The sequence below is a fragment of the Streptomyces hiroshimensis genome (assembly GCF_014650335.1).
In the GTDB taxonomy this organism is placed as follows: Bacteria; Actinomycetota; Actinomycetes; order Streptomycetales; family Streptomycetaceae; genus Streptomyces; species Streptomyces hiroshimensis.
In genome coordinates this window covers 225,797-249,465 of the sequence record NZ_BMUT01000010.1, presented here as the reverse complement: position 1 = coordinate 249,465, position 23,669 = coordinate 225,797, and the positions used below count along the sequence as shown (strand labels likewise).

Here is a 23,669-nt window from a genome sequence, read left to right as displayed (position 1 = left end):
CCGTGGGCGCCGCGCAGGGGATAACGGTCCGCGTCGTCGGCCTCGGCGAGCTGCCCGGCTGCCACGCCGTGCGCCGCGAGGTCTTCGTCGCCGAGCAGCGCATCCCGGAGGCCGAGGAGATGGACGCGTACGACGCGCACGCCGTCCACCTCCTGGCCACGGGCCCGGCCGGGCCGGTCGGCACGGTCCGCTTCCTGCACGGCGCCCCCGCCCGGAAGAAGTACGGCCACGCGGGCGTCGAGGACGACGTCACGGCCGTCCTCGGCCGGCTCGCCGTCTCCCGTGCCGCGCGCGGCACGGGCCTGGGCGCCGAGCTCGTCCTGGCCGTCGAGGCGGAGGCCCGCCGGCTGGGCCTGGCCCGGGTCTACCTGGAGGCCCAGACGCACGCGCTCGGCTTCTACGAGCGGCTCGGCTATGCGGCCCACGGGCCCGAGTTCGACGAGGGAAGCGGCATTCCGCACCGCGCGATGACGAAGGCGCTGTGAGCAGCAGGCACTGACCCTGCCCGGAATCACCCTGAAGATCCGGGTTCGTCCGCTTCGTGGCACGCTGGGGAAACGATCGACTTCCCCGATCCGCCCGGAGGACGTCCGTGGACCAGCTCGCCCTGCTGTTCGTGCTGCTCATCGGCGCGCTGGTCATGGTGCCCGTCGCGGACCGGCTGCGCCTGCCGGCCCCGGTGCTCATGACGCTGGGCGGCATCGTCCTCGCGTTGCTGCCCTTCGTGCCCAACGTGGAGATCCCGCCGGAGTTCATCCTCCCGCTGGTGCTGCCGCCCCTGCTCTACGCGTCCGTGCAGCGCACTTCCTGGCGGCAGTTCCAGGCCAACGTCCGGCCCATCCTGCTGCTCGCGGTCGCCCTGGTGTTCGTGACGACCGCGGCCGTCGCCGCCGTAGCCGACGCCATCCTGCCCGGCATCTCCCTCGCCGCGGCCGTCGCCCTCGGCGCGCTCGTCGCCCCGCCCGACCCGGTGGCCGCGACGGCCGTCGCGGGCTCCCTCGGGCTGCCGCGCCGCCTGATCTCCATCCTGGAGGGCGAGGGCCTCTTCAACGACGTGACGGCCATCGTGCTCTACCACGTGGCCATCGCCGCGGCCGTCAGCGGCAGCTTCTCCGCCCCGAAGGCCGCGGGCGAGTTCGTGCTCTCCGCCGTGGTCGCCCTCGCCGTCGGGCTCGCGCTCGGCTGGGCGGCCAAGAAGCTCATGGACGCCCTCGGCGACGCGACCCTCCAGATCGGCCTCACCCTGCTCGTCCCCTTCGTCTCCTACGTCCTGGCCGAGGAGTTCAAGGGCTCCGGCGTGCTCGCCGTGCTCGTCACCGGGCTCTTCCTCGCCGAGTACGCGGGTGACGCCGACGACGTGCTGGGCCGGCTCGCCCGGCACTCCTTCTGGGAGGTCGTCGACACCCTCGTCACCGGCGTCGCCTTCGGCCTCATCGGCCTCGAACTCCACCACGTCTTCAGTACCGCCGCCGGCCGGTGGGGCGAGATGCTCGGCATCGGCGCCGTCGTCGTCGCGGTCGTCGTCGGGGTACGGCTGCTGTGGCTGCTGCCCGCCGCGTGGCTGGCCAAGCGGCTGCACAGCCGCCGGGACATCGACGAGGAGGTCCCCGTCAGCTGGCGCGAGACGGTCGTGATGTGGTGGTCGGGGATGCGCGGCGTGGCCTCCGTCGCCCTCGCCCTCGCCATCCCGCACACCCGCGACGACGGGACGCCCTTCCCCGCCCGCGACGAGATCCTCTTCGTCGCCTTCGCCGTCATCCTCGCCACGCTCGTCCTGCAGGGGCTGACCCTGCCGTGGCTCGTGCGGCGGCTCGGCGTGCAGTCGGACGCCGACGCCGAGCGGGAGCTCGCCCGCCTGCTCGCCGTACGCGCCGCGAAGGCCGCGAGGCGGCGGCTGAAGGAGATCCAGGAGAAGGAGGAGCTCCCCGACGACATGGTCGAGCAGCTCACGCGGCGCGCGTACGACGTCGGCGCGCGCATCAGCCCCGACATGGTGGACGAGGAACGGCGGGAGGCGCATGCGCGGCGGGTGGAGAGGATCCGGGCGACCCAGCGCATCCAGGCCGAGATGCTCTCGGCCGCCCGCCGGGAGGTCCTGGCGGCCCGCAGCGAACCCGGGGCGGACCCGGAGGTCGTGGACCGCGTCCTCCGCCACCTGGACGTCCGCAGCCTCCGGGGTGGGTGACGGCCGCGGGGGTTCCACGGCCCGCGGCCGCGCGGCTTGCGCCGGGCGGCTGCGGGGCCCCGGCGGAGCGTGTCCCGGCACCGCCGGACAGCGCCGCGGTGGCTGATCGCCGTTGCGGCGGATTTGTCTTGCCTGACGGCAAGACGGTTGAGGGGGGGGCTGCCCGCCGGCCAGGAGGCCCGCCCGGACGGGCGTCCCCCGGAGTCCGCGAACCCGGGCTGAGCCTACGTCGTGCCGGGGCCCGGGCCGATGTCCTCCGACGTGGGGGGTGCCTGGCGGCGGTCGGGCGCCTGTTCCAGGCCCGGGGCCGGGGCCGTGTTGATGCGCGGGAGCGCGTACGGATGCTCCCGCCGCAGCCACTCGATCAGCTGCTCCCGCACCACGCACCGCAGCGTCCAGATGTCGTCGGCGTCCTTCGCCGTCACCAGCGCCCGCACCTGGATCGTCGACGGCGTCGTGTCGGTGAGCACCAGGCTCCAGGACCGCCCGTCCCACTCCGGCAGGCCCTTGAGGATCTCGTGCAGCCGCTCCCGCATGAGGTCTATGGGCGTGGAGTGGTCCAGGTGGAAGAAGACCGTGCCGGTCATCCGGGGATTGCTGCGGGACCAGTTCTCGAACGGCCGGCTGGTGAAGTACGACACCGGCATGGTGATGCGCCGCTCGTCCCAGGTGGTGACCACCAGATAGGTGAGCGTGATCTCCTCCACGCGCCCCCACTCGCCGTCCACGACGACCGTGTCCCCGATGCGCACCACGTCGCCGAAGGCGATCTGCAGCCCGGCGAAGAGGTTGGAGAGCGTGGACTGCGCCGCCACACCGGCGACGATGCCGATCAGACCGGCCGAGGCCAGCACGGACACCCCGGCGGCCCGCATGGCCGGGAAGGTGAGCAGCATCGCCGCCACGGCGACGACGCACACGAGGGCCGTGACGATCCGCCGGATGAGCGTCACCTGGGTCCGTACCCGGCGCACCCGGGCCGCGTCCGCGGCGCGCGCGGCGTAGCGGGCGTAGGCGGCCTCCACTATGGCGACGGCGACCCGTACCACCAGCCACGCGCAGGCGCCGATCAGCACCAGCGTCAGCACCTGGCCGACGGCCTCCTCGTGGTCCTCCAGGATCCCGGCCGAGCGGAAGCTGCCGCGCAGCAGCGCCGTGCACAGCACGACCTGGAGGGGGAGCCGGCACCGGTGCAGCAGGTCCCACAGCGGCGTCTCGGGGTGCCGCTCGTCGATTCTGCGCAGTACGTGGTCGGCCACCCATCCCACGGCCAGGGTGACGATCAACGCTCCGCCGATGACGGACAGCGGACGCAGTACGCCCTCCATGGACACCTCAGCTCCTTCCGGCCGGCTGCTGCGGGCACTCACCGGGTGGCGCTCACCCCCGACCGTAGCTGGCACGATGGGAGGCACGCGATCCACCTGTTAGGAAGTGACTCCAGTGGCGTCCTCTACCACGATTGTCCTTTTTCATTCGGCCTACGGCCTGAGGCCGGCCGTGCACGCCGCCGCCGAGCGCCTGCGCGCCGCCGGGCACGAGGTGCACGTTCCGGACCTCTACGAGGGCCGGACCGCGGACACCGTGGAGGACGGCATGGCCGTCAAGGACGAGATCGGCCGCGAGGAGCTGCTGCGCCGCGCCGTCACCGCGGTGGCGCCGCTGTCGGACCGGGGCCTGGTCTACGCCGGCTTCTCGCTCGGCGGCTCGATCGCGCAGAACCTGGCGCTGGGCGACGAGAAGGCGCGCGGCCTGCTGCTCCTGCACGGCACGTCGGACCTGGCCGAGGACGCCTCCGTGGACGAGCTGCCCGTCCAGCTGCACGTCGCCGACCCCGACCCCTTCGAGCCGCACGACTGGCTCAACGCCTGGTACCTGCGCATGGGCCGGGCCGGTGCGGACGTGGAGGTCCACAGGTACCCCGGGGCGGGGCACCTGTTCACGGACCCGGACCTCGCGGACTACGACGCCGAGGCCGCGGAGACGGCCTGGCGCGTCGTGCTGGGCTTCCTGGAGGAGATCGGGGGCTAGGCCGGGGGGACCGGACCGGGCGACCAGGCCGGGGACCGGCCGCGGATCACCGTACCGGCGTCTTCACGCGCTCGATCTGCTGCGTGCCCGAACGCGTCCGGTACGAGCGGCTCCACTCGGCCGTCGCCTTGGGGTCGGTCTTGTCGGAGAGGGCGTAGTAGTCCATCTGCGCCTGCTCGGGCGTGATGTCGAGGACCCCGTAGCCGTGGGAGTCCATGTCGATCCACTTCGCGTGCCGGTTGGCTGCCCTGATGGCGGCGACCGCGGCGAGGGAGACGGTGTGCGGGGCCACGCCCAGGAGGTCGTCCAGGTTGTCGGAGCTGACCGACGTGACGACGAACTCGGTGGCGACGGACGGCGAGAGCGGGTACGTCGCCGCCGTCTTCGGCACGTCGTTGGCCCAGGACATGTGGATGTCACCGGTCAGGAAGACGGTGTTGCGGATCCCGCGGTCGCTCAGGTGGCCGAGGAGCTCGCGCCGGTCGTCGGTGTAGCCGTCCCACTGGTCGGTGTTGGCGGCTATGCCGCCGGCGGGCAGGCCCAGCAGCTTGGCGAGCGGCTCCAGCAGGTGGGCCGGGAGGGCGCCGAAGGCGAAGGGGGAGATCATCACGGGGTTGCCGACGAGGCGCCACGTGGTGTCGGAGGAGGCGAGCCCGGCCTTCAGCCAGTCGAGCTGGGCGCGCCCGGTGATGGTGCGCTCGGGGTCGTCGACCTTGCCGCTGCCGGGGCCCACCTGCTGCGATCTGAAGGATCTGAGGTCCAGCAGGTGGAGGTCGGCGAGGTTGCCGAAGCGCAGCCGGCGGTAGGTGGTGCCCGCGGTGGACGGCCGCACCGGCATCCACTCGAAGTAGGCCTGCTTGGCGGCGGCCATCCGCGCGGTCCACTCGCCCTCGGCTCCGGGGGTGTGGTTCTCGGCCCCGCCCGTCCAGGCGTCGTTGGCGAACTCGTGGTCGTCCCAGATGGCCACGAAGGGGTGGGCCCGGTGCAGGGCCTGCAGGTCGGGGTCCGTCTTGTAACGGCCGTGGCGGGTGCGGTAGTCGGCCAGGGTGAGGATCTCGTGCGTGGGCGCGTGCGGGCGGACGACCTGCTTCGCGGGCGGGTAGACGCCGGAGGCGTACTCGTAGATGTAGTCGCCCAGGTGCAGGATCGCGTCCAGGTCGCGGCGGTCCGCGAGGTGGCGGTAGGCGGCGAAGTGACCGGACTCCCAGTTGGCGCAGGAGACGACGCCGAAGCGGACGCCGGCGACGGCCGCACCGGCCTCGGGTGCCGTACGGGTGCGGGCGGCGGGGGAGTGCGCGCCGCCTGCGGTGAAGCGGAACCAGTAGCCGGTGGCCGGGCGCAGGCCGCGGACGTCGGCCTTGACGGTGTGGTCGGCGGCGGCCGTCGCGGTCACCGTGCCCTTGGCGACGACCTTCCCGAACGCCTCGTCCTCGGCGACCTCCCAGTCGACGTCGACGGCCGCTCCGCGCCCCGAGCCGGGGACCGCGTCGGGCGAGGGCGTCACACGCGTCCACAGCAGCACGCCGTCGGGCAGCGGGTCGCCCGAGGCGACGCCGTGCAGGAAGGCGGGCGGGTCCGCCGCGTAGGCGGGGGCGGCTCCGGCCAGCGGGAGGAGGGCGACGGTCGCGGCGCCTGCTACCGCCGTGACGGCGGTGCGGCGGGATATGTGCGATGCGGGAATGGCTGTGGTGTCAGCGGTCACGGGCCATCACCTTACTGCCCGGTAAGCAGTGGGACGGGCGGAACTTGACAGTTCGCCCGCCCCTCACCCGCCCGTCACTACTTCTTCGCGCCGAATTCCTTGTCGATCGCCTCGATGAAGGACTCCTTGGCCATCGGCGGGTTGCCGTTCGGGGCCTTCAGCTGCTTGTCCCCGTGGAGCAGGGCCGGGGTGCCGCCGATCTTGTTCTTCTCGAACAGCGTGCCCATCTCGACGGCCCACTTGTCGTAGGTGCCCTCGTTGACGGCCTTCTCGAAGTCCTTGTTGCCCTTCAGGGCCGGGACCTGCTGCGCGATCTCGATCAGCCGCGCGTCCTTGGCGAAGGCGTCGTCGCGCTCGTCGGGGTGGTTCTTCGGGGAGTAGAGCGCCTCCTTGTACGCGACGAAGGCCTCCGGGCTGACGTTGAGTGCGGCGCCGAGGGCGCTGACGGCGTTCTTCGAACCGGTGCCCTTGGCCAGGTCGTCGATGAAGTTCACCATGACGAAGCGGACCTTGTAGCGGGCGTCCTTGACGTCCTGGCGCAGCTGGGCGCCGGACTGGTTCTCGAAGGCGGCGCAGGACGGGCAGCGCGGGTCCTCGTAGACCGTGAGGGTCTCCTTGGCCTTGGCGTCGCCGATGACGATCTCGTTGCCGTTCTCGCCCGTGGTGTTGGCGGGCTTCACGAGGGGCTTGTCGGCCGCCCAGCCGCTGCTGCCGCCCTTGCCGTCGTTCATGTTGGTCACCGCGTAGCCGACGCCGCCGGCTATCGCGAGGACGACGACGATGGCGCCGGCGACGACGAGCTGACGGCGCGTCTTGTCCCGCTTGGCCTGGCGCTCGCGCTCGGCGCGCAGCCGCTCGCGCGCGGCCTGCTTGTTCTGCTGGTTGTTGCGGTTGCTCATGATGTCTTCTCCGGTGTGGACGTACGGAAATGGGGGGACCGCGGGCTCAGGCTGCTGCCGGAGCGAGGGGCGGTCCGCGCCGTACGACGGAGTGGACGAGCAGGGGGAGGCCGCGCGCGAGGAGCGTGCGGCACGGGGGGCGTACGCGGGCGCCCGGGCCTGCGGGCACCGGGGAGGCGAAGGCCAGGAGCAGGGGGCCGAAGGCGAAGGCAGCGGCCGTGCGCAGCAGGTGGGCCAGGGCCGCCTCGCCGCGGCGCAGCCAGGCGGCGGCCAGCAGCCCCACCGCGACGTGGCCTGCGAGCAGCAGCCAGGGCAGCGCGGAGCCGGCGACCGGCCCGGCGTCGCCCTCGGCGGCCATGCGGGCCAGCGGGGTGCCGACCTCGCCGCGGCAGGCCAGATCCAGGCCCAGGGAGTGCAGGGGGCCCGCGACGGGGCCGCCGGCCCGCCCGTAACAGGCGTGCTGGCCCGCCGTGAACACGGTGTCCGCCGTGAGCTCCAGAGGGACCATCAGCGCGGCGATGGACCCGAAGCCGCGCTCGCGGCCCGCGAGGGCGTAGGCGACGGCGAAGAACACCGCCGACAGCACGGCGACCGTGGCGGCGGGCAGGGGCGTACGGGAGAGCAGGACGTGCGAAGCGGCGGACAGCGTGACACAGAGCGCCGTGAAGAGCGCCGCGCGCAGCGCTCTCAGTCGAACTCCCGTCCCCTCCATGAGGCCGAAGTCTGCCACGGCAGCCGTTAAGTGTCGTGTCAAGATTCGGCATCGCTGAACGTCACCGGAGGGGACGGGACACCGGGGGTGCGGGGCTCAGGACTTGAGGGCCGCGTCGACCGCCTTGGTGTACTGCTCGGGGGTGATCGGGACGTTCTTCCCGTCCTCCGCCGTCAGCTTCTTGCCGTTCATCTTGAGGGTGGGGGTGCCGGTGACGTCCTTGACCTTGTCGAACTCGTCGGACACCGTCAGCGCCCACTTGTCGAACGTGCCGTCCTGGACGTTCTTCTCGAAGTCCTTGTTGCCCTTGAGCGCCGGGACCTCGTTGGCCACCTTCAGCAGGACGTCGTCCTTGGCGTAGTCGTCCTTCGTCTCGTTGGGGTGGTTGGCCTTGGAGTAGAGGGCCTTGTTGTAGGCGCTGAAGGCCTCGGGGCTGACGTTCAGGGCGGCGCCCAGCGCGCTGAGGGCGTTCTTGGAGCCGCTGCCGCCGAAGTTGCGGTCGAGGAACGTGGCGACGTGGTACGAGACCTTGTACTTGCCGTCCTTGACGTCCTTGTCGATGGTGTCGCCGACGCTCTGCTCGAAGACGGAGCAGATCGGGCAGCGCATGTCCTGGTAGAGGTCCAGGGTGTGCTTGGCGTCCTTCTTGCCTATGAGGATCTCGGTGCCGTTGTCGCCGCCGGTGTTGGCGGGCTTGACGAGCTCCTTCTTGGACGCGGCCTCCCAGCTCGCGTTCAGGCCGCTCTTGCCGTCCTTGCCCAGCTGGGAGACGGCCACGACGATGCCCGCGCCGACGGCCAGGACCGCGACGACGGCACCGCCGACGATCAGCTGGCGGCGCGTCCTGTCCTTCTTGGCCTGGCGCTCGCGCTCGGCGCGCAGCCGCTCGCGTGCGGTCTGCTTGTTCTCCCAGTTGTTGCGCTTGCTCATGGTGGTGCGATCTTTCCGTGGTACGTGGGGTGGGTCAGGCGGGGGTGAGGCCGGAGGCCGGCCCCCGCGGCGGCCCGCGCCGTACGACGGAGTGGACGAGGAGCGGAAGGGCGCGGCCGGGGAGGGCGGGCCGCACGGACCGTACGGTCACGCCGGCGGGCAGCGGGGCGCCGGTCGCGAGGACGGGCCGCAGCGGGCGGCACACGGCGGCCGCCGCGGCGCACAGGAGCTGCGCCAGCGCCCGCTCGCCCCGGCGCAGCCACGCGGCGGCCAGCAGGCCGACCGCGACGTGCCCCGCGAACAGCAGCCACGGGGCGCTGCCCGGGCCGGCGAACCGGGCGAGCGGGCCGCCCGTGCTGCCGCTGCACAGCCAGGCCAGCGCCCCCGGGGCGGGGGCGGGGTGGCCGGGGCCGCCGTAGCAGGTGTCCTGCCCGGCGGTGAAGAGCGCGGTGACGCCGAGCTCCAGGGGGACCAGGAGGGCGGCGATGTTCCGGTAGCCGCGCTCCTGCCCCGCCAGGGAGTGGGCGAGCGCGAAGACGGCCGCCGACGCCGCCGCGACGGCGGGCATGGGCAGCGGCCTCCCGGACAGCAGCACGTGGGAGCCCGCGGACAGCGTCACGCACAGCGCTGTGAACAGCGCCGCGCGCAGTGCCCGCACCCATGCCGCCGATATGTCCATGGGGACCGAGTCTGGCACGTCCTGCTGTAAACCGGGACTAAAGGCCGGGGATGCGGCCGTTGCGGAAGAGGTCCACGAAGATCTGGTGATCCGCGCGGGCCCGGGCCCCGTAGGAGTGGGCGAAGCCGACCAGGAGCTCCGCGAAGCCCTCCTCGTCGGCGGCGATCACGGCGTCGATGGCGCGTTCCGTGGAGAACGGCACCAGGGAGTGGCCGCTCTGGTCGTCCGCCGCGGCGTGCATGGCGGCCGTGGCGCGGCCGAGGTCGGCGACGACCGCGGCGATCTCGGCCGGGTCGTCGATGTCCGACCAGTCCAGGTCGACCGCGTACGGCGAGACCTCGGCCACCAGCTGCCCGGCGCCGTCCAGCTCGGTCCAGCCCAGCCACGGGTCGGCGTGCGCCTGCAGCGCGCGCTGGGAGATCACCGTGCGGTGGCCCTCGTGCCGGAAGTAGTCGCGCACGGCCCGGTCGGTGACGTGCCGGGAGACCGCCGGGGTCTGCGCCTGCTTCATGTAGATGACGACGTCGTTCTCCAGGGCGTCGCTGTTGCCCTCCAGGAGGATGTTGTACGAGGGCAGGCCGGCGCTGCCGATCCCGATGCCGCGGCGGCCGACGACGTCCTTGACCCGGTAGGAGTCGGGGCGGGCGAGGCTGGTGTCCGGGAGGGTCTCCAGATAGCCGTCGAAGGCCGCGAGGATCTTGTAGCGCGTGGCCGCGTCCAGCTCTATGGCGCCGCCGTCGGCGGCGAAGCGGCGGTCGAAGTCCCGGATCTCCGTCATGGAGGCGAGCAGCCCGAAGCGCGTCATCGCGCGGGCCTCGCGCAGCGCGCCGAGCAGGGGGCCGTCGGCGGTGTCGAGGGTGAAGGGCGCGTGCTCGTCGTCCTCGGCGCCGGTGGCCAGGGCGTGGATGCGCTCGCGGTAGGCGGCGGCGTACGTGCGCACCAGCTCGGTGATCATCTCGTCGCTGAGCGCCTTGGTGTAGCCGATCAGGGCGACGGAGGCGGCGAAGCGCTTGAGGTCCCAGGTGAAGGGGCCGACGTAGGCCTCGTCGAAGTCGTTGACGTTGAAGACCAGGCGGCCGCCCGCGTCCATGTACGTGCCGAAGTTCTCGGCGTGGAGGTCGCCGTGGATCCACACCCGGCTCGTGCGCTCGTCCAGGTACGGGCCGGCCGCGCCCTCCGGCGCCTCCTTGGCCAGGTCCCCGTAGAAGAGGCACGCCGTGCCCCGGTAGAAGGCGAAGGCGGAGGCGGCCATCTTGCGGAACTTGACCCGGAAGGCGGCGGGGTCGGCTGCGAGCAGCTCGCCGAAGGCGGTGTCGAAAACGGCGAGTATCTCCTCGCCGCGCTGCGCGGCCCGGTCGTGCTCGGTCGCCATCGCGGGGTCCTCCTGGGGTGGGGCATGGAACGAACATCTGTGCTGTCGTGCTCAACGCGTGAGGCTACCGGCGCGTGCCCGCGGCTGTCGGTGGGGGCCGGTAACCTTCAAAACTGTCCCGTTCGCCCCCCGCCCGCTCCCGCCGGAGGTCTCCCGCCGTGGCCGATAAGCCGCCTTTCACGCACCTGCACGTCCACACCCAGTACTCCCTGCTGGACGGTGCCGCGCGGCTCAAGGACATGTTCAATGCCTGCAATGAGATGGGCATGACACACATCGCCATGTCCGACCACGGCAACCTGCACGGTGCGTACGACTTCTTCCATTCCGCCCAGAAGGCCGGGATCACCCCGATCATCGGCATCGAGGCCTATGTCGCCCCCGAGTCCCGGCGCAACAAGCGCAGGATCCAGTGGGGCCAGCCGCACCAGAAGCGGGACGACGTCTCGGGCTCGGGTGGTTACACGCACAAGACGATCTGGGCGGCCAACGCCACCGGCCTGCACAACCTCTTCCGGCTGTCCTCCGACGCCTACGCCGAGGGCTGGCTGACCAAGTGGCCGCGGATGGACAAGGAGACCATCAGCCAGTGGTCGGAGGGCCTGATCGCCTCCACCGGCTGCCCCTCCGGCGAGCTGCAGACCCGCCTGCGCCTCGGCCAGTTCGACGAGGCCCTGAAGTCCGCCTCCGAGTACCAGGACATCTTCGGCAAGGACCGGTACTTCCTGGAGCTGATGGACCACGGCATCGAGATCGAGCGCCGCGTCCGCGACGGCCTGCTGGAGATCGGCAAGAAGCTCGGCATCCCGCCCCTGGTCACCAACGACTCGCACTACACCTACGCGCACGAGGCCGAGGCCCACGACGCCCTGCTGTGCATCCAGACCGGCAAGAACCTCTCCGACCCCGACCGCTTCCGCTTCGACGGCTCGGGCTACTACCTGAAGTCCACGGACGAGATGTACGCCATCGACTCCTCGGACGCCTGGCAGGAGGGCTGCGCCAACACCCGGCTGGTCGCCGAGCAGGTCGACACCGAGGGCATGTTCCAGTTCCGGAACCTGATGCCCAAGTTCGACATCCCCGAGGGCTACACCGAGGTCACCTGGTTCCGCGAGGAGACCATGCGCGGGATGCACCGCCGCTTCCCCGGCGGCATCCCCGACGACCGCATGAAGCAGGTCGAGTACGAGATGGACACGATCATCTCGATGGGCTTCCCGGGCTACTTCCTCGTGGTCGCCGACTTCATCATGTGGGCCAAGAACCAGGGCATCGCCGTCGGCCCCGGCCGAGGCTCCGCGGCCGGCTCGATCGTCGCGTACGCCATGGGCATCACCGACCTCGACCCGATCCCGCACGGCCTGATCTTCGAGCGGTTCCTCAACCCCGAGCGCATCTCCATGCCCGATGTCGACATCGACTTCGACGAGCGCCGGCGCGCCGAGGTGATCCGCTACGTCACCGAGAAGTACGGCGCCGACAAGGTCGCCATGATCGGCACCTACGGCACCATCAAGGCCAAGAACGCGATCAAGGACTCCGCCCGCGTCCTCGGCTATCCGTACGCGATGGGCGACCGCCTCACCAAGGCGATGCCCGCGGACGTCCTCGGCAAGGGCATCCCGCTCTCCGGCATCCTCGACCCCAAGCACCCGCGCTACAGCGAGGCGGGCGAGATCCGGGGGATGTACGAGAACGAGCCGGACGTGAAGAAGGTCATCGACACCGCGATGGGTGTCGAGGGCCTGGTCCGGCAGATGGGTGTGCACGCGGCCGGCGTGATCATGTCCAGCGAGACGATCACCGACCACGTGCCCGTCTGGGTGCGCCACTCCGACGGCGTGACCATCACCCAGTGGGACTACCCGAGCTGTGAGTCGCTCGGCCTGCTGAAGATGGACTTCCTCGGCCTGCGCAACCTCACGATCATGGACGACGCCGTCAAGATGGTGAAGGCCAACAAGGGGATCGACATCGATCTCCTGAGCCTGCCGCTCGACGACCCCAAGACCTTCGAGCTGCTCCAGCGCGGCGACACCCTCGGCGTCTTCCAGTTCGACGGCGGCCCCATGCGGTCCCTGCTGCGGCTGATGAAGCCCGACAACTTCGAAGACATCTCCGCCGTGTCCGCCCTGTACCGGCCGGGCCCGATGGGCATGAACTCGCACACGAACTACGCCCTGCGCAAGAACGGCCAGCAGGAGATCACCCCGATCCACCCGGAGCTGAAGGAGCCCCTCGAAGAGGTCCTCGGCGTCACCTACGGTCTGATCGTCTACCAGGAGCAGGTGCAGAAGGCCGCGCAGATCGTCGCCGGGTACTCGCTCGGCGAGGCCGACATCCTCCGCCGCGTCATGGGCAAGAAGAAGCCCGACGAGCTGGCGAAGAACTTCGTCTTCTTCAAGGAGGGCGCGACCAAGAAGGGCTTCTCCGACGAGGCCATCCAGGCCCTGTGGGACGTCCTGGTCCCCTTCGCCGGCTACGCCTTCAACAAGGCCCACTCCGCCGCGTACGGCCTCGTCTCGTACTGGACCGCCTACCTCAAGGCGAACTACCCCGCCGAGTACATGTCCGGGCTGCTCACCTCCGTGCGCGACGACAAGGACAAGTCGGCGATCTATCTGAACGAGTGCCGGCGCATGGGCATCAAGGTGCTCCCGCCGAACGTCAACGAGTCCGAGGCCAACTTCGCCGCCCAGGGTGACGACGTGATCCTCTTCGGCCTCACCGCCGTCCGCAACGTCGGACAGAACGTGGTCGACTCGATCATCCGCTGCCGCAAGTCCAAGGGGAAGTACAGCTCCTTCCCCGACTTCCTCGACAAGGTCGAGGCCGTCGTCTGCAACAAGCGCACCGTCGAATCGCTGATCAAGGCCGGCGCCTTCGACGAGATGGGCCACACCCGCAAGGGCCTCACCGCGCACTACGAACCGATGATCGACAATGTGGTCCAGGTCAAGCGCAAGGAGGCCGAGGGACAGTTCGACCTCTTCGGCGGCATGGGCGACGACACCGCCGACGACGGCCCCGGCTTCGGGCTCGACGTGGAGTTCTCCGACATCGAGTGGGAGAAGGCCTACCTGCTCGCCCAGGAGCGCGAGATGCTCGGCCTCTACGTCTCCGACCACCCGCTCTTCGGCATCGAGCACGTCCTCAACGACAAGGCCGACGCCTCGATCTCCCAGCTCACCGGCGGTGAGCACGCCGACGGCGCGATCGTCACCATCGGCGGCATCATCTCCGGCCTGCAGCGCAAGATGACCAAGCAGGGCAACGCCTGGGCCATCGCCACCGTCGAGGATCTGGCCGGATCCATCGACTGCATGTTCTTCCCCGCCACCTACCAGCTGGTCTCCACCCAGCTCGTCGAGGACGCCGTCGTCTTCGTCAAGGGCCGCCTCGACAAGCGCGAGGACATCCCCCGCCTGGTCGCCATGGAGCTGATGGTCCCCGACCTCTCCAACGCGGGCACCAACGCCCCCGTGATCATCACCATCCCCACGGTGAAGGTCACCCCGCCGATGGTCGAGCGGCTCGGCCAGGTCCTCACCCACCACCGCGGCTCCACCGAGGTGCGGATCAAGCTCCAGGGCCCGCGGAAGACCACCGTCCTGCGCCTGGACCGGCACCGGGTCACCCCGGACCCGGCCCTCTTCGGCGACCTGAAGCAGCTGCTCGGCCCGTCCTGCCTGGCCGGCTGAGCACCTGCTGCTCGCCTGCTGATCACCGGCTGAGCACCTGCTGAGCCCGCACCCGCGCACGAGGGGCGCGCCCGGATCCTCCGGGCGCGCCCCTCGCTGCATCAAAGCGCCGGTGGGCGCCGTCGCTTATCGGCCGGATGCCGTCCCGGCACCCCTCAGTTGTGGCCGAAGCGCTTCTGCTTGCTCTTGCGCGCCATGTCGCCCGGGGTGACCTGCGTGGCCCGCTGCTCGCTCTGGGACTCGATCGAGGAGCTCTTGGCCTGCTGCTGCCCGCGCTCGGCGGCGCTGCCCCGCTGCTGGCTCCTGTCCTGCTTCTTGTTCTTCGCCATGCTCAGCCTCCACTCGGGGTGTCCCCCCGCCGAACACACTCGCACGCACCGGCGAACAGCGCATTTCGGGTAATTACCGTGCGTGATCCGTGCACTTACCGCCGGGAAGGCGTATCCGCCACGCCGAAGATCCAGTTCGGACTGATAACCCCCGCACGGTCGGGCAGACTCCAGGGAAAGCCGAGGAGAACCGGGGCACTGCTTGCCGTGCCGGGGGGCGACCGCAATTTCTGCACGCACAGAAAGAGGGTGGAACGTGGACCGCTGCGTCGTCCTGGTGGACGCCGGGTACCTGCTGGGCGCCGCCGCGAGCCTGCTGGCCGGCGAGCCCGCCCGGTCCCGTATCTCCGTCGACCACGCGATCCTCATCCAGGGGCTGCGTGAGCGCGCCGAGGCCGAGACCGAGCAGCCCCTGCTGAGGATCTACTGGTTCGACGGCGCGCCCGACCGGGTGCCCCAGCCCGAGCACCGCAGGCTGCGCGTCATGCCCCGCGTCACCGTCCGGCTGGGGGCCCTGACCCGCAGCGACGGCCGCTGGGCGCAGAAGGGCGTCGACGCCGCCATGCACGCCGAGCTCACCGAGCTCGCCCGCAACCGCGCCTGTTCCGACATCGTGCTCGTCACCGGAGACGGCGACCTCCTGCCGGGCCTGATGTCCGCCAAGGAGCACGGCGTCGCCGTCCACCTGTGGGCCGTCCAGGCCGCCGACGGCGACTACAACCAGTCCGAGGACCTCGTCGCCGAGGCCGACGAGCGCCGCGTCCTCGACCGCACGTGGATCACCCGCGCCGTCCGTGCCAAGGAGCTCACCGGGCCCTGCGCCCCGCAGCCCGCGCCCCGCCCCGAGATCGCCGCGATCCTCTCCGCCCCCCTCCCCGAGACCGCGGCCGCCGGCACGGCCCCCTCGCCCCGCCAGGCCGAGCCGGTCCCCGCCGAACGCAACGGCTCCCGGCCCGCCGCGGCCCCCGGCGCCGACGGCGAGCGCGACGACCGCGATGCACCCGAGGCCCCCGCCGCCCGCGGCGTGCCCACCCCCAAGGACCTCGCCATCCTCGGCCGCGGCCCCGCCGGCCAGCCCGCCGCGGCCCAGTCCGGCCCCGGCGGGCAGCCGGGCCAGGGCGGCGGCCAGGGCGCCGCCCTCGCCGCCAACGCCACCCTGCGCTGGTCCTCCGACAAGGGCTGGATCGAGCGCGGCACCGGCACCGGGCCCGGCGAGCCCCCCGAAACCGCCTCCCTGCCGATGCTGGCCCAGCTCACCAGCGCCGAGCAGCGCTGGGCGGACCGCGAGGAGGACATCACCACCGTCGGCGGCGACCCCTTCGAGGTCGGCCAGGTCTTCGCCCGGCGCTGGGCCGAGCGCCTCGCCGACGCCGTCCACCTGCAGCACCTCTCCACGGAGTACCCCCGCATCCCGCACCGCATCGACGGCGAGCTGCTCCGCTACGCCGCCCGCTTCGGGCTCCTCGCCCACAAGGACGACCAGATCGACGAGCACGACCGCTATGCGATCCGTGCCGGGTTCTGGCGCGAAATCGACGCGCGCACGGCCGCGGAGAAGGCGCCGGTGGGCGACTGACTTCCACCACGCCCCGCCTTCGGGCGCCCCAACGGCCGGGGCGCGAGCCCAACCGCGTACCCTCATAGCTCGTGAGGACGGGCGTGAAAGAGGCGGCGGCAGCCGCCACGGTGTGCACCGTGCGCGGCCTGGTCAAGACCTACCCCGCCGCGCGCGGCCGCCGCGGCGCGCCCGGCACCGCGGCCGTACGCGCCAGCGACGGCATCGACCTGCAGGTCCGGCGCGGCGAGATCTTCGGGCTGCTCGGCCCCAACGGAGCCGGCAAGTCCACCCTGGTGCGCCAGCTCACCGGCCTGCTCCGGCCCGACGAGGGCAGCGTCGAGCTCCTCGGCCACGACCTCGTGCGCCACCCCGAGCGCGCCGCCCGCCTCGTCGGCTACCTCGGCCAGGAGTCGACCGCGCTGGACGAGCTGACCGTCTCCCTCGCCGCCGAGACCACCGGCCGGCTCCGCGGCCTCGGCCTGCGCGCCGCCCGCGCCGAGCGCGACGCCGTCCTCGAGGAGCTGGGCCTGACGGACCTCGCCGGCCGGGCGCTGAAGAAGCTCTCCGGCGGCCAGCGCCGGCTGGCCTGCTTCGCCGCCGCGCTCGTCGGCGACCGGCCCGTGCTCGTCCTCGACGAGCCCACCGCCGGCATGGACCCCGTGGCCCGCCGCGCCGTCTGGGCCGCCGTCGACCGGCGGCGCGCCGAGCGCGGCGCGACCGTCCTGCTCGTCACCCACAACGTCATCGAGGCCGAGACCGTCCTCGACCGCGTCGCCGTGCTGGAGCGCGGGCGGATCATCGCCTGCGACACCCCCGCGGGGCTGAAGGAGCTCGTCGGCGACGAGGTCCGCGTCGAGCTCGTCTGGCGCGACGAGGCCCCGCTGCACGTCCCCGAGGTCGCCGCCCTGCGCGACGCCGCGCACCCCGCCGGCCGCCGCTGGACGCTGCGGCTCGCCCCCGCCGAGGCGCGTGCGGCCGTCGCCGCCGTGACCGGCGGGCCCGCCTTCGCCGCGCTCGACGACTTCACGCTGACCACGCCGAGCCTGGAGGACGTGTACCTGGCGCTCGGCGGCCGCGCGGACGGGCTGGTGAAGGCGTGACGGCGACGGCGGGGGCGACGGGGACGGCGGGGGCGACGGCGAGACAGGGTCACCGGACCCGACCGAACAGGAGCTGTGCCGGGTGAGTGCTGTATCCGCAGAGGCGGTGTCCGGGGCGGTCCGGACCGGGAGCGACTCCCGGCCGCGGTCCGGCGGCGAGGACGCCGCCCCGCTCGCGCCCAGGGCGAAGCTGCTGCCCGCCCTGGCCGCCGTGTACCGCGCGCAGCTCTCGCGGGCCAAGGTGGCGCGGATCCCGCTGCTCTTCGTGGCCACGTTCCAGTCCGTCGGCATCATGATCATGATGCGCGGGGTGGTGGACGGCGGCGACGAGGCGCGGGCCGTCGTGGCCGGCTCCAGCGTGCTCGTCGTGGCCTTCGTCGCCCTCAACCTCCTCGCCCAGTACTTCGGCCAGCTGCGCGCCGGCGGCGGGCTCGACCACTACGCGACGCTGCCGGTGCCGCCCGCGGCCGTGGTCCTCGGCGCGGCGGGCGCCTACGCCTCCTTCACCGTGCCCGGTACGGCCGTCACCGCCGTCGTGGGCAGCGTGCTCTTCAAACTGCCGATGGGGCACCTGTGGGTGCTCGCCGCGGTGGTCCCGCTCTCCGGCGCCGCCCTCGCCGGGCTCGGCGCGGCCCTCGGGCTGCTCGCCCCCCGGCAGGAGCTGGCGACGCTCGGCGGGCAGCTGGGCATGTCGGCCGCGCTGCTGCTGGGCGTGCTGCCCGCCGCGCACATGCCCGCGCCCATCGCCTACGCCCGCGACCTGCTGCCCTCCACGTACGGGGTGGAGGCGCTGGCCCGCACCTTCGACGCGAGCCCCGACTGGGCCGTGGTCGCCGCCGACCTCGGCGTGTGCGCCGCCGTCGGCGTGGTGTCGCTGGCCGCGGCGACCTGGGCGTACCGCCGTGCGGCCGTGCGGTGACGCGCCAGGACCGTCCTGCCGCGGGCCCGGCTGCGCCGACCTGGCACGATGACAGGGTGACCGCACCGCTGACGCCGCATGACCAGCCCGCCGACGAGCAGCCCGCCGGGGACGAGCCGGGCCCCGTCCCCGGAGCTCTCCCCGCCGAGCGGGAGGAGCTCCGCACCGAGCTGCGGCAGGCCGCGGTCGTCGCCGCGGCGGTGGCCGTGGCCGGAGTGCTGCTGGGGCTGCTGTGGGTGTGGCTGGCGCCGCGCGTGCCGCTGATCTCGGACGGCAAGGCGGTGTACCTCAAGAACAGCGAGGGCGAGCAGGCGATCGGCGCGGACGGCATGTTCGTGCTGCTGGCGCTCGGGTTCGGCGCGGTGAGCGCCGCGGTCGTCTTCCTGCTCCGCCGCCGCGGGGGCATCCCGCTCGTCGTGGGCCTCGCCCTCGGCTCCCTGGTGGCCTCGGTGATCGCCTGGCGCGTGGGCGCTGCGCTCGGCCCGACGTCGGACGTGGTGGCGGCGGCCCGCGCGGCCGGCCGCGGCGTCGTCTTCGACGCCCCGCTCAAGCTCGCGGCCAAGGGCGCGCTGCTGGCGTGGCCGCTCGCGGCGATGGCGGTCCATCTCGTGCTGACGGCGCTGTTCGGTCCGCGGGACCCGGAGCCGGAGCCGGAGCCGGACTGGACGTCCGGGGAGCCCGGGAATCCGGCCTGAGCCGGTCCGGCACCGCCGGGCACGACCGTCCTGGTCGCTCGCCGTTGCGGCGGGGGAAAATGCCCCGGCCCCGCCCGCACCGTTTCCCCCTGCGGGGGCTGACAGCTGGGGTGGCGTTTCCCTCTGCGGGGGCTGAGGGCCGGGGCGGCCCGAACGCTCATGCCGCCAGGCAGAAAACCCCCGCCGCAACGGCGCTCAGCCCCCGCGGCGCGGTCCGGCGGTGCCGAGCCGGCCGGCTGCTGGACTCCGGTCGGCCCGGCCAGGGCCTACGCCGGCCTACGGCCGTGATTGGCGCGGTTTTTCTTTACGCGCCAGCGGCGCTTGCGGGTGCGCTTGGACATGGGCGTCCCTCCCGGATGGCGGGCCGCACGCGCGGCGGCCCGCTCCTGACGGTCCTAGCCGAGGGACGGGCAACCGTCCAGACCCCGGGCACCCGCAGAGCCACCCGCAGGGTCACCGCACCGGTCAGTCCCGGGCGATCGGCGCGACCACCGCGCCCGTGAGCGCGGCCAGGTCACCGGGCGCGAGCTCGACCTCCAGGCCGCGGCGCCCCGCCGAGACGCAGATGGTCGCGTGGGAGCGCGCGGAGGCGTCCAGCGCGGTCGGCAGGCGCCGGCGCTGCCCAAGCGGGGAGATGCCGCCCCGTACGTACCCCGTGGTGCGCTCCGCGGCCGCAGGGTCGGCCATCGCCGCCCGCTTGCCGCCGACCGCCGCCGCCAGCGCCTTGAGGTCGAGCGAGCCGGAGACGGGCACGACGGCGACCGTGAGCGCGCCGTCGACCTCGGCCACGAGGGTCTTGAAGACCTGCGCGGGGTCCCGCCCGAGGGCCTCCGCGGCCTCCGTCCCGTAGGACGCGACCGCCGGGTCGTGCTCGTAGGAGTGCACGGAGAACGCGGTCCCCGCCTTCTCCAGGGCGACGATCGCCGGGGTCGAGCCCGCCTGCTGTTTGCCGGCCTTGCGTGCCAAGGGTCCGTCCCGTCCGGTCAGTTGGGGTTCGTGGGCCGCCGGGTGAAGTCGACGGCCGGCAGCGACGGGAGCTTAGCGATCACCGCGGTCTCGGTGCGCAGCATTTTCAGCTCGCGCGCGAGCCGCGTCGCGGTGTCCGGCGTCTCCAGCAGCCGCTGCTTGGCGGGGGTGTCGAGCATGGCCGCGGCGGCGACCAGGTAGGAGAGGACCGACGGCTCGCCCGGCAGGTCGCTCTGCCCGGCGAGCGTGCGCTCGGTCGCCCCGGCGAGCCGCTTCTGGTAGGCGCGGAAGGCCCGGACGACCCCGGAGGCGAGCGCGCCCGCCCCCTCGCCCTGCTCCTCCTCGATGTCCTCGACCTCGCCGGTCAGGTACGGCCCGGAGGCGTCGACGGACAGCAGGCGGAAGCGGGTGGTGCCGGTGGCGAGGACCTCGTACGTGCCGTCGGAGCGCTCGCGGATCGTCGCCGCCTCGGCCACGCAGCCCACGGCGTGGAACGCCTTGAGGGGGTCGGGGCCGAAGCCGGAGGCGGGGCCGGGCTCGGGGCGGGCGCCCTCGGGCATCCCGGGCGCCGTGGGCGCGACCTCGCTGCCGTCGCGGATGGCGACGACGCCGAAGCGGCGCGGTTCCTCCTCCGGGAGCGCCGAGAGGTCGCGCATCAGCGCGCGGTACCGCTGTTCGAAGACGTTCAGGGGCAGGACGAGCCCAGGGAACAGCACCGAGTTCAGCGGGAAGAGGGGCAGGCGCGCGGTGGTCACAGCCGGTAAGCCTAATGGCCTGTGCAGCGATGCCGCCCCGGCGTTCACTGCCGGCGCAGCAGCCGGGACGCTCCCGCCGCCACGGTCGTCGCGAGCACCCAGCCCAGCAGGATGAGCGCCGTGACCACCCACTGCGCGGCGCCGGTGGGCCGCCAGGCGTTGCCCTGTCCCAGGTCGATGACGGGGACCAGCAGGTCGAGGGCGTAGAGCCCGGGGTTCCAGGCGGGGCCCTCGCCCTCCTTGAGCGGCGGCACGGGCCGCCAGGTGAAGTAGACCGTGGCGGCAGCCCACAGCACCGCCATCCACACCGCCGCCCGCCCGGGCCGGTAGCCGTAGGCCACCATCCAGTCCTGCAGATAGCCCCAGGCCTTGCCGGCCGGCGGGAGGGTCTCGCGGCGGCGGCGCTGCTTGGCGAGCAGGACCGCCCGCGCGTCGGCGTCCTCGCCGCTGTCGCGCAGGGCGCCCGCCAACTGCTCGTAGGGCTCGGGGGCGTACTCGGGGGTGGCCGCGGCCACCCACTCCAGGCGCAGGCCTAAGGGGAAGTGGCCGAGCGGTATCAGCGTCTCGTAGGAGAAGCCGGCCATCACCAGACTGCCCGGGCCGGGCCAGCTCGCATAGCGGTCGACCAGGTTGGAGACGCGGGTCCCGGAGAGCACCACCCGCCCCCGCTGGACCCATTCGCCGAGGAAGCGCAGCTCGGGGGTCTGGACGCGGCGCAGCGACAGCTCCTGGTCGGACTCCAGGACGAACCGGGCCTCGCTGAAGTCGACGGCGTCGCCGAACCGGCCGTCGTCGAGGCGCACCCCGCCGCGGCACTCGAAGGCCTGGGTGCGGATGCCGTGCTGCGGGGTGGTGGTGATGCCGTACGGGGGAGTGGTGCCGGTGGCGAACGGATAGCCGCCGACCCCGGCCCCCGTCAGATAGAGCGTGCGCTCCACGGTCAGCTGCGGGGCGTTGAACGCACGCCGCCCCTGCGGATTGCTCAGCGTGGAGCCGCGCAGGCTCAGCGAGACCCCTATCGTGGCGGCCCGCATGCTCAGCTCGCCGTACGAGCGCATCATCTCGGCCTGCAGGTCCTGCCCGACGCTGATGCCGTCGGCGGCGATGGACACCCCGCGCCGGTCCGCGCGCACCACGAGCTGGTTGAGCAGCAGATCGGTGCCTATCTGGGCGTCGGTCAGCCGTATGCCGCGCTGCACGACGCACCGCGGCAGGTGCAGATCGCCTTCGGTGCGCAGCCGGGCGGCCTCCAGCCGGGGCAGGGCGCAGGCGACCAGCCGCAGCGTCGTGAAGTGGCTCTCCGGCAGCAGCACCTCCTGCTCGAAGCGGCAGTTGTGCATCTCGACGTACGGCACGACCGTGCCGCCCGAGAGGTCGAGCTGGCCGGTGATCTGCACGCCGTTGAGCTTGAGGGCGCAGACGCGGCCCGGCAGCGGGGGAGGGCCGTCCAGCAGGAGGAGGGCCACGAGGCGGGCCCGCACGCTGCGCTCGGGCCCCCACGTGTGCAGCCCGCGCGGGTCGTTCCACTCGGGGCGGGGGGTGCGCAGGTCGTGGGTGCCGCCGCGGCGGAAGGCCTCCCACATGGCCCGCTCGGGGGCGGTCAGCTCCAGCTCCGCCGGCGGGTCGCCGTCCGTCGGGTCGGTCACGCTCCGTACCCCCTCCCGTCCCGTACACCTCGGTGCACTGTCCCCTTTCCCAAACGCGTGACCGATTGAACACTCTCGGTGAAACTCCCGTACCACTGAGTGGTACGGGGCGCCGTGCGACGGGACGGGTCTGAGACAATTACCGTGTGATCTCCCGAATCGATCTGCGTGGCTCCGCCTTCGCCCCGGGCTCCCCCGAGGCGGGCATCGACCGCGACCTGCTGCCCCGAGCCGAACTCGACGTCGAGGCCGCCCTGGAGAAGGTGCGGCCCATCTGCGAGGACGTGCATCATCGCGGTACCGCGGCACTGATCGACTACGCGCATCGGTTCGACGGCGTCACGCTCGACCGGATCCGGGTCCCCGCCGAGGCCATCGCCCGCGCGCTGGAGGAGCTCGACCCCGCCGTGCGCGCCGCGCTGGAGGAGTCCATCCGCCGCGCCCGGATCGTCCACCGCGAGCAGCGGCGCACCGACAAGACCGTCCAGGTCGTGCCCGGCGGCACGGTCACCGAGCGCTGGGTGCCCGTCCAGCGCGTCGGGCTGTACGTGCCGGGCGGCCGGTCCGTCTACCCCTCGTCCGTGATCATGAACGTGGTGCCGGCCCAGGAGGCCGGCGTCGCCTCCATGGCCGTCTCCTCCCCGCCCCAGGCGGACTTCGGAGGCCTGCCGCACCCGACGATCCTGGCCGCCTGCGCGCTGCTGGGCGTCGACGAGGTGTACGCGGCGGGCGGCGCCCAGGCCGTCGCCATGTTCGCCTACGGCACCGAGGAGTGCCGCCCGGTCAACATGGTCACCGGCCCGGGCAACATCTGGGTCGCGGCCGCCAAGCGGCTGCTCAAGGGCCGCATCGGCATCGACGCCGAGGCCGGCCCCACCGAGATCGCGATCCTCGCGGACTCAACGGCCGACCCCGTGCACGTCGCCGCCGACCTGATCAGCCAGGCCGAGCACGACCCGCTGGCCGCCTCCGTCCTCGTCACCGACTCGGAGGACCTCGCGAACGCGGTGGAGAAGGAGCTCGAGACCCAGGTCGCCATGACCCGGCACATCGAGGACCGCATCGTGCCCGCGCTCGGCGGCCGCCAGTCCGGCATCGTCCTGGTCGACTCCGTCGATCACGGCCTCGCCGTCGTCGACGCCTACGGCGCCGAGCACCTGGAGATCCAGACCGCCGACGCCGCGGCCGTCGCCGCCCGTGTGCAGAACGCCGGCGCGATCTTCGTCGGCCCCTACGCCCCCGTCTCGCTCGGCGACTACGCCGCGGGCTCCAACCACGTGCTGCCCACCGGCGGCTGCGCCTGCCACTCCTCCGGCCTCTCCGTCCAGACCTTCCTGCGCGGCATCCACGTCGTGGACTACACCCGGGAGGCCCTGGCCGAGGTCGCGGGCCACGTGGTGACGCTCGCGGAGGCCGAGGACCTGCCCGCCCACGGCGCGGCCGTCAAGGCGAGGTTCGACTGGAAGGTTCCGGACGGCAAGTGACGC

21 protein-coding genes are annotated in these 23,669 nt (G+C 72.7%); 9 read left to right on the top strand and 12 right to left on the bottom strand.

Annotated features, from left to right (window positions below; translation table 11 throughout):
- The first annotated feature begins 2 nt into the window (after nt 1-2).
- Nucleotides 3-485: a GNAT family N-acetyltransferase gene (locus IE241_RS23120; RefSeq protein ID WP_229899681.1), complete on the top strand. Its 483-nt coding sequence runs from the start codon at nt 3-5 to the stop codon at nt 483-485.
- A gap of 107 nt (nt 486-592) precedes the next feature.
- Nucleotides 593-2,185, top strand: a complete 1,593-nt coding sequence (locus tag IE241_RS23115) for a Na+/H+ antiporter (protein WP_190023716.1) — start codon at nt 593-595, stop codon at nt 2,183-2,185.
- A gap of 224 nt (nt 2,186-2,409) precedes the next feature.
- Here IE241_RS23115 and IE241_RS23110 read toward each other — a convergent pair whose 3' ends face one another.
- Nucleotides 2,410-3,513, bottom strand: a complete 1,104-nt coding sequence (locus tag IE241_RS23110) for a mechanosensitive ion channel family protein (RefSeq protein WP_190023715.1) — start codon at nt 3,511-3,513, stop codon at nt 2,410-2,412.
- A gap of 115 nt (nt 3,514-3,628) precedes the next feature.
- On the opposite strand from IE241_RS23110, the gene IE241_RS23105 reads away from it, so the two are divergent.
- Nucleotides 3,629-4,216: a dienelactone hydrolase family protein gene (locus IE241_RS23105; protein ID WP_190023714.1), complete on the top strand. Its 588-nt coding sequence runs from the start codon at nt 3,629-3,631 to the stop codon at nt 4,214-4,216.
- A gap of 46 nt (nt 4,217-4,262) precedes the next feature.
- On the opposite strand, the gene IE241_RS23100 is transcribed toward IE241_RS23105, so the two are convergent.
- The 6 genes from IE241_RS23100 to IE241_RS23075 form a co-directional block, all read right to left on the bottom strand.
- Entirely contained in the window at nt 4,263-5,918 is a 1,656-nt protein-coding gene (locus IE241_RS23100; RefSeq protein WP_229899679.1) for an alkaline phosphatase D family protein, read from the bottom strand.
- 77 nt (nt 5,919-5,995) lie between these two features.
- Entirely contained in the window at nt 5,996-6,817 is an 822-nt protein-coding gene (locus IE241_RS23095) for a thioredoxin domain-containing protein (RefSeq protein WP_190023713.1), read from the bottom strand.
- 46 nt (nt 6,818-6,863) lie between these two features.
- Nucleotides 6,864-7,529, bottom strand: coding sequence for a hypothetical protein (locus IE241_RS23090; protein WP_190023819.1), 666 nt, complete (start codon nt 7,527-7,529; stop codon nt 6,864-6,866).
- A 96-nt stretch (nt 7,530-7,625) separates the two neighbouring features.
- Nucleotides 7,626-8,459: a thioredoxin domain-containing protein gene (locus IE241_RS23085; RefSeq protein ID WP_190023712.1), complete on the bottom strand. Its 834-nt coding sequence runs from the start codon at nt 8,457-8,459 to the stop codon at nt 7,626-7,628.
- A 34-nt stretch (nt 8,460-8,493) separates the two neighbouring features.
- Nucleotides 8,494-9,138, bottom strand: coding sequence for a hypothetical protein (locus IE241_RS23080; protein ID WP_190023711.1), 645 nt, complete (start codon nt 9,136-9,138; stop codon nt 8,494-8,496).
- A gap of 37 nt (nt 9,139-9,175) precedes the next feature.
- Complete coding sequence (locus IE241_RS23075; protein WP_190023710.1) at nt 9,176-10,510, bottom strand: DUF2252 domain-containing protein; 1,335 nt, start codon at nt 10,508-10,510, stop codon at nt 9,176-9,178.
- 158 nt (nt 10,511-10,668) lie between these two features.
- Between IE241_RS23075 and dnaE the strand changes: the two genes are divergently transcribed.
- Nucleotides 10,669-14,214, top strand: coding sequence for a DNA polymerase III subunit alpha (dnaE, locus tag IE241_RS23070; protein ID WP_190023709.1), 3,546 nt, complete (start codon nt 10,669-10,671; stop codon nt 14,212-14,214).
- Nucleotides 14,215-14,369: 155 nt separating this feature from the next.
- Here dnaE and IE241_RS23065 read toward each other — a convergent pair whose 3' ends face one another.
- The gene (locus tag IE241_RS23065; RefSeq protein ID WP_190023708.1) at nt 14,370-14,543 is read right to left on the bottom strand and encodes a hypothetical protein; all 174 of its coding nucleotides are present in this window, start codon (nt 14,541-14,543) and stop codon (nt 14,370-14,372) included.
- A 256-nt stretch (nt 14,544-14,799) separates the two neighbouring features.
- On the opposite strand from IE241_RS23065, the gene IE241_RS23060 reads away from it, so the two are divergent.
- The 4 genes from IE241_RS23060 (at nt 14,800) to IE241_RS23045 (ending at nt 18,815) form a co-directional block, all read left to right on the top strand.
- The gene (locus IE241_RS23060) at nt 14,800-16,119 is read left to right on the top strand and encodes an NYN domain-containing protein (protein WP_190023707.1); all 1,320 of its coding nucleotides are present in this window, start codon (nt 14,800-14,802) and stop codon (nt 16,117-16,119) included.
- A gap of 110 nt (nt 16,120-16,229) precedes the next feature.
- On the top strand, nt 16,230-17,201 hold the full coding sequence (locus tag IE241_RS23055; protein ID WP_190023818.1) for an ABC transporter ATP-binding protein: 972 nt from the start codon (nt 16,230-16,232) through the stop codon (nt 17,199-17,201).
- Between the two features lie 82 nt (nt 17,202-17,283).
- Entirely contained in the window at nt 17,284-18,120 is an 837-nt protein-coding gene (locus IE241_RS23050) for an ABC transporter permease (RefSeq protein WP_190023706.1), read from the top strand.
- A gap of 56 nt (nt 18,121-18,176) precedes the next feature.
- Nucleotides 18,177-18,815, top strand: coding sequence for an ABC transporter permease (locus tag IE241_RS23045; protein WP_190023705.1), 639 nt, complete (start codon nt 18,177-18,179; stop codon nt 18,813-18,815).
- Nucleotides 18,816-19,081: 266 nt separating this feature from the next.
- On the opposite strand, the gene IE241_RS35005 is transcribed toward IE241_RS23045, so the two are convergent.
- From IE241_RS35005 to IE241_RS23030, 4 genes are all read right to left on the bottom strand, one after another.
- Nucleotides 19,082-19,156, bottom strand: a complete 75-nt coding sequence (locus IE241_RS35005; RefSeq protein WP_373300743.1) for a 50S ribosomal protein bL37 — start codon at nt 19,154-19,156, stop codon at nt 19,082-19,084.
- A 124-nt stretch (nt 19,157-19,280) separates the two neighbouring features.
- Complete coding sequence (gene ybaK / locus IE241_RS23040) at nt 19,281-19,781, bottom strand: Cys-tRNA(Pro) deacylase (RefSeq protein WP_190023704.1); 501 nt, start codon at nt 19,779-19,781, stop codon at nt 19,281-19,283.
- Between the two features lie 17 nt (nt 19,782-19,798).
- Nucleotides 19,799-20,536, bottom strand: coding sequence for an LON peptidase substrate-binding domain-containing protein (locus IE241_RS23035; protein WP_190023703.1), 738 nt, complete (start codon nt 20,534-20,536; stop codon nt 19,799-19,801).
- A 44-nt stretch (nt 20,537-20,580) separates the two neighbouring features.
- Nucleotides 20,581-22,182: an oxidoreductase gene (locus IE241_RS23030; protein WP_190023702.1), complete on the bottom strand. Its 1,602-nt coding sequence runs from the start codon at nt 22,180-22,182 to the stop codon at nt 20,581-20,583.
- 146 nt (nt 22,183-22,328) lie between these two features.
- Here IE241_RS23030 and hisD point away from each other — a divergent pair, with 146 nt between their 5' ends.
- Nucleotides 22,329-23,666, top strand: a complete 1,338-nt coding sequence (gene hisD, locus IE241_RS23025; RefSeq protein ID WP_190023701.1) for a histidinol dehydrogenase — start codon at nt 22,329-22,331, stop codon at nt 23,664-23,666.
- Nucleotides 23,667-23,669: the final 3 nt, after the last annotated feature.

Bases quoted from the DNA above. Each gene is read 5' to 3' on its own strand.
- IE241_RS23110 (WP_190023715.1), bottom strand. From the start codon at position 3,513: ATGGAGGGCGTACTGCGTCCGCTGTCCGTCATCGGCGGAGCGTTGATC.
- IE241_RS23095 (WP_190023713.1), bottom strand. From the start codon at position 6,817: ATGAGCAACCGCAACAACCAGCAGAACAAGCAGGCCGCGCGCGAGCGG.
- IE241_RS23090 (WP_190023819.1), bottom strand. From the start codon at position 7,529: ATGGAGGGGACGGGAGTTCGACTGAGAGCGCTGCGCGCGGCGCTCTTC.
- IE241_RS23085 (WP_190023712.1), bottom strand. From the start codon at position 8,459: ATGAGCAAGCGCAACAACTGGGAGAACAAGCAGACCGCACGCGAGCGG.
- IE241_RS23080 (WP_190023711.1), bottom strand. From the start codon at position 9,138: ATGGACATATCGGCGGCATGGGTGCGGGCACTGCGCGCGGCGCTGTTC.
- IE241_RS23075 (WP_190023710.1), bottom strand. From the start codon at position 10,510: ATGGCGACCGAGCACGACCGGGCCGCGCAGCGCGGCGAGGAGATACTC.
- IE241_RS23065 (WP_190023708.1), bottom strand. From the start codon at position 14,543: ATGGCGAAGAACAAGAAGCAGGACAGGAGCCAGCAGCGGGGCAGCGCC.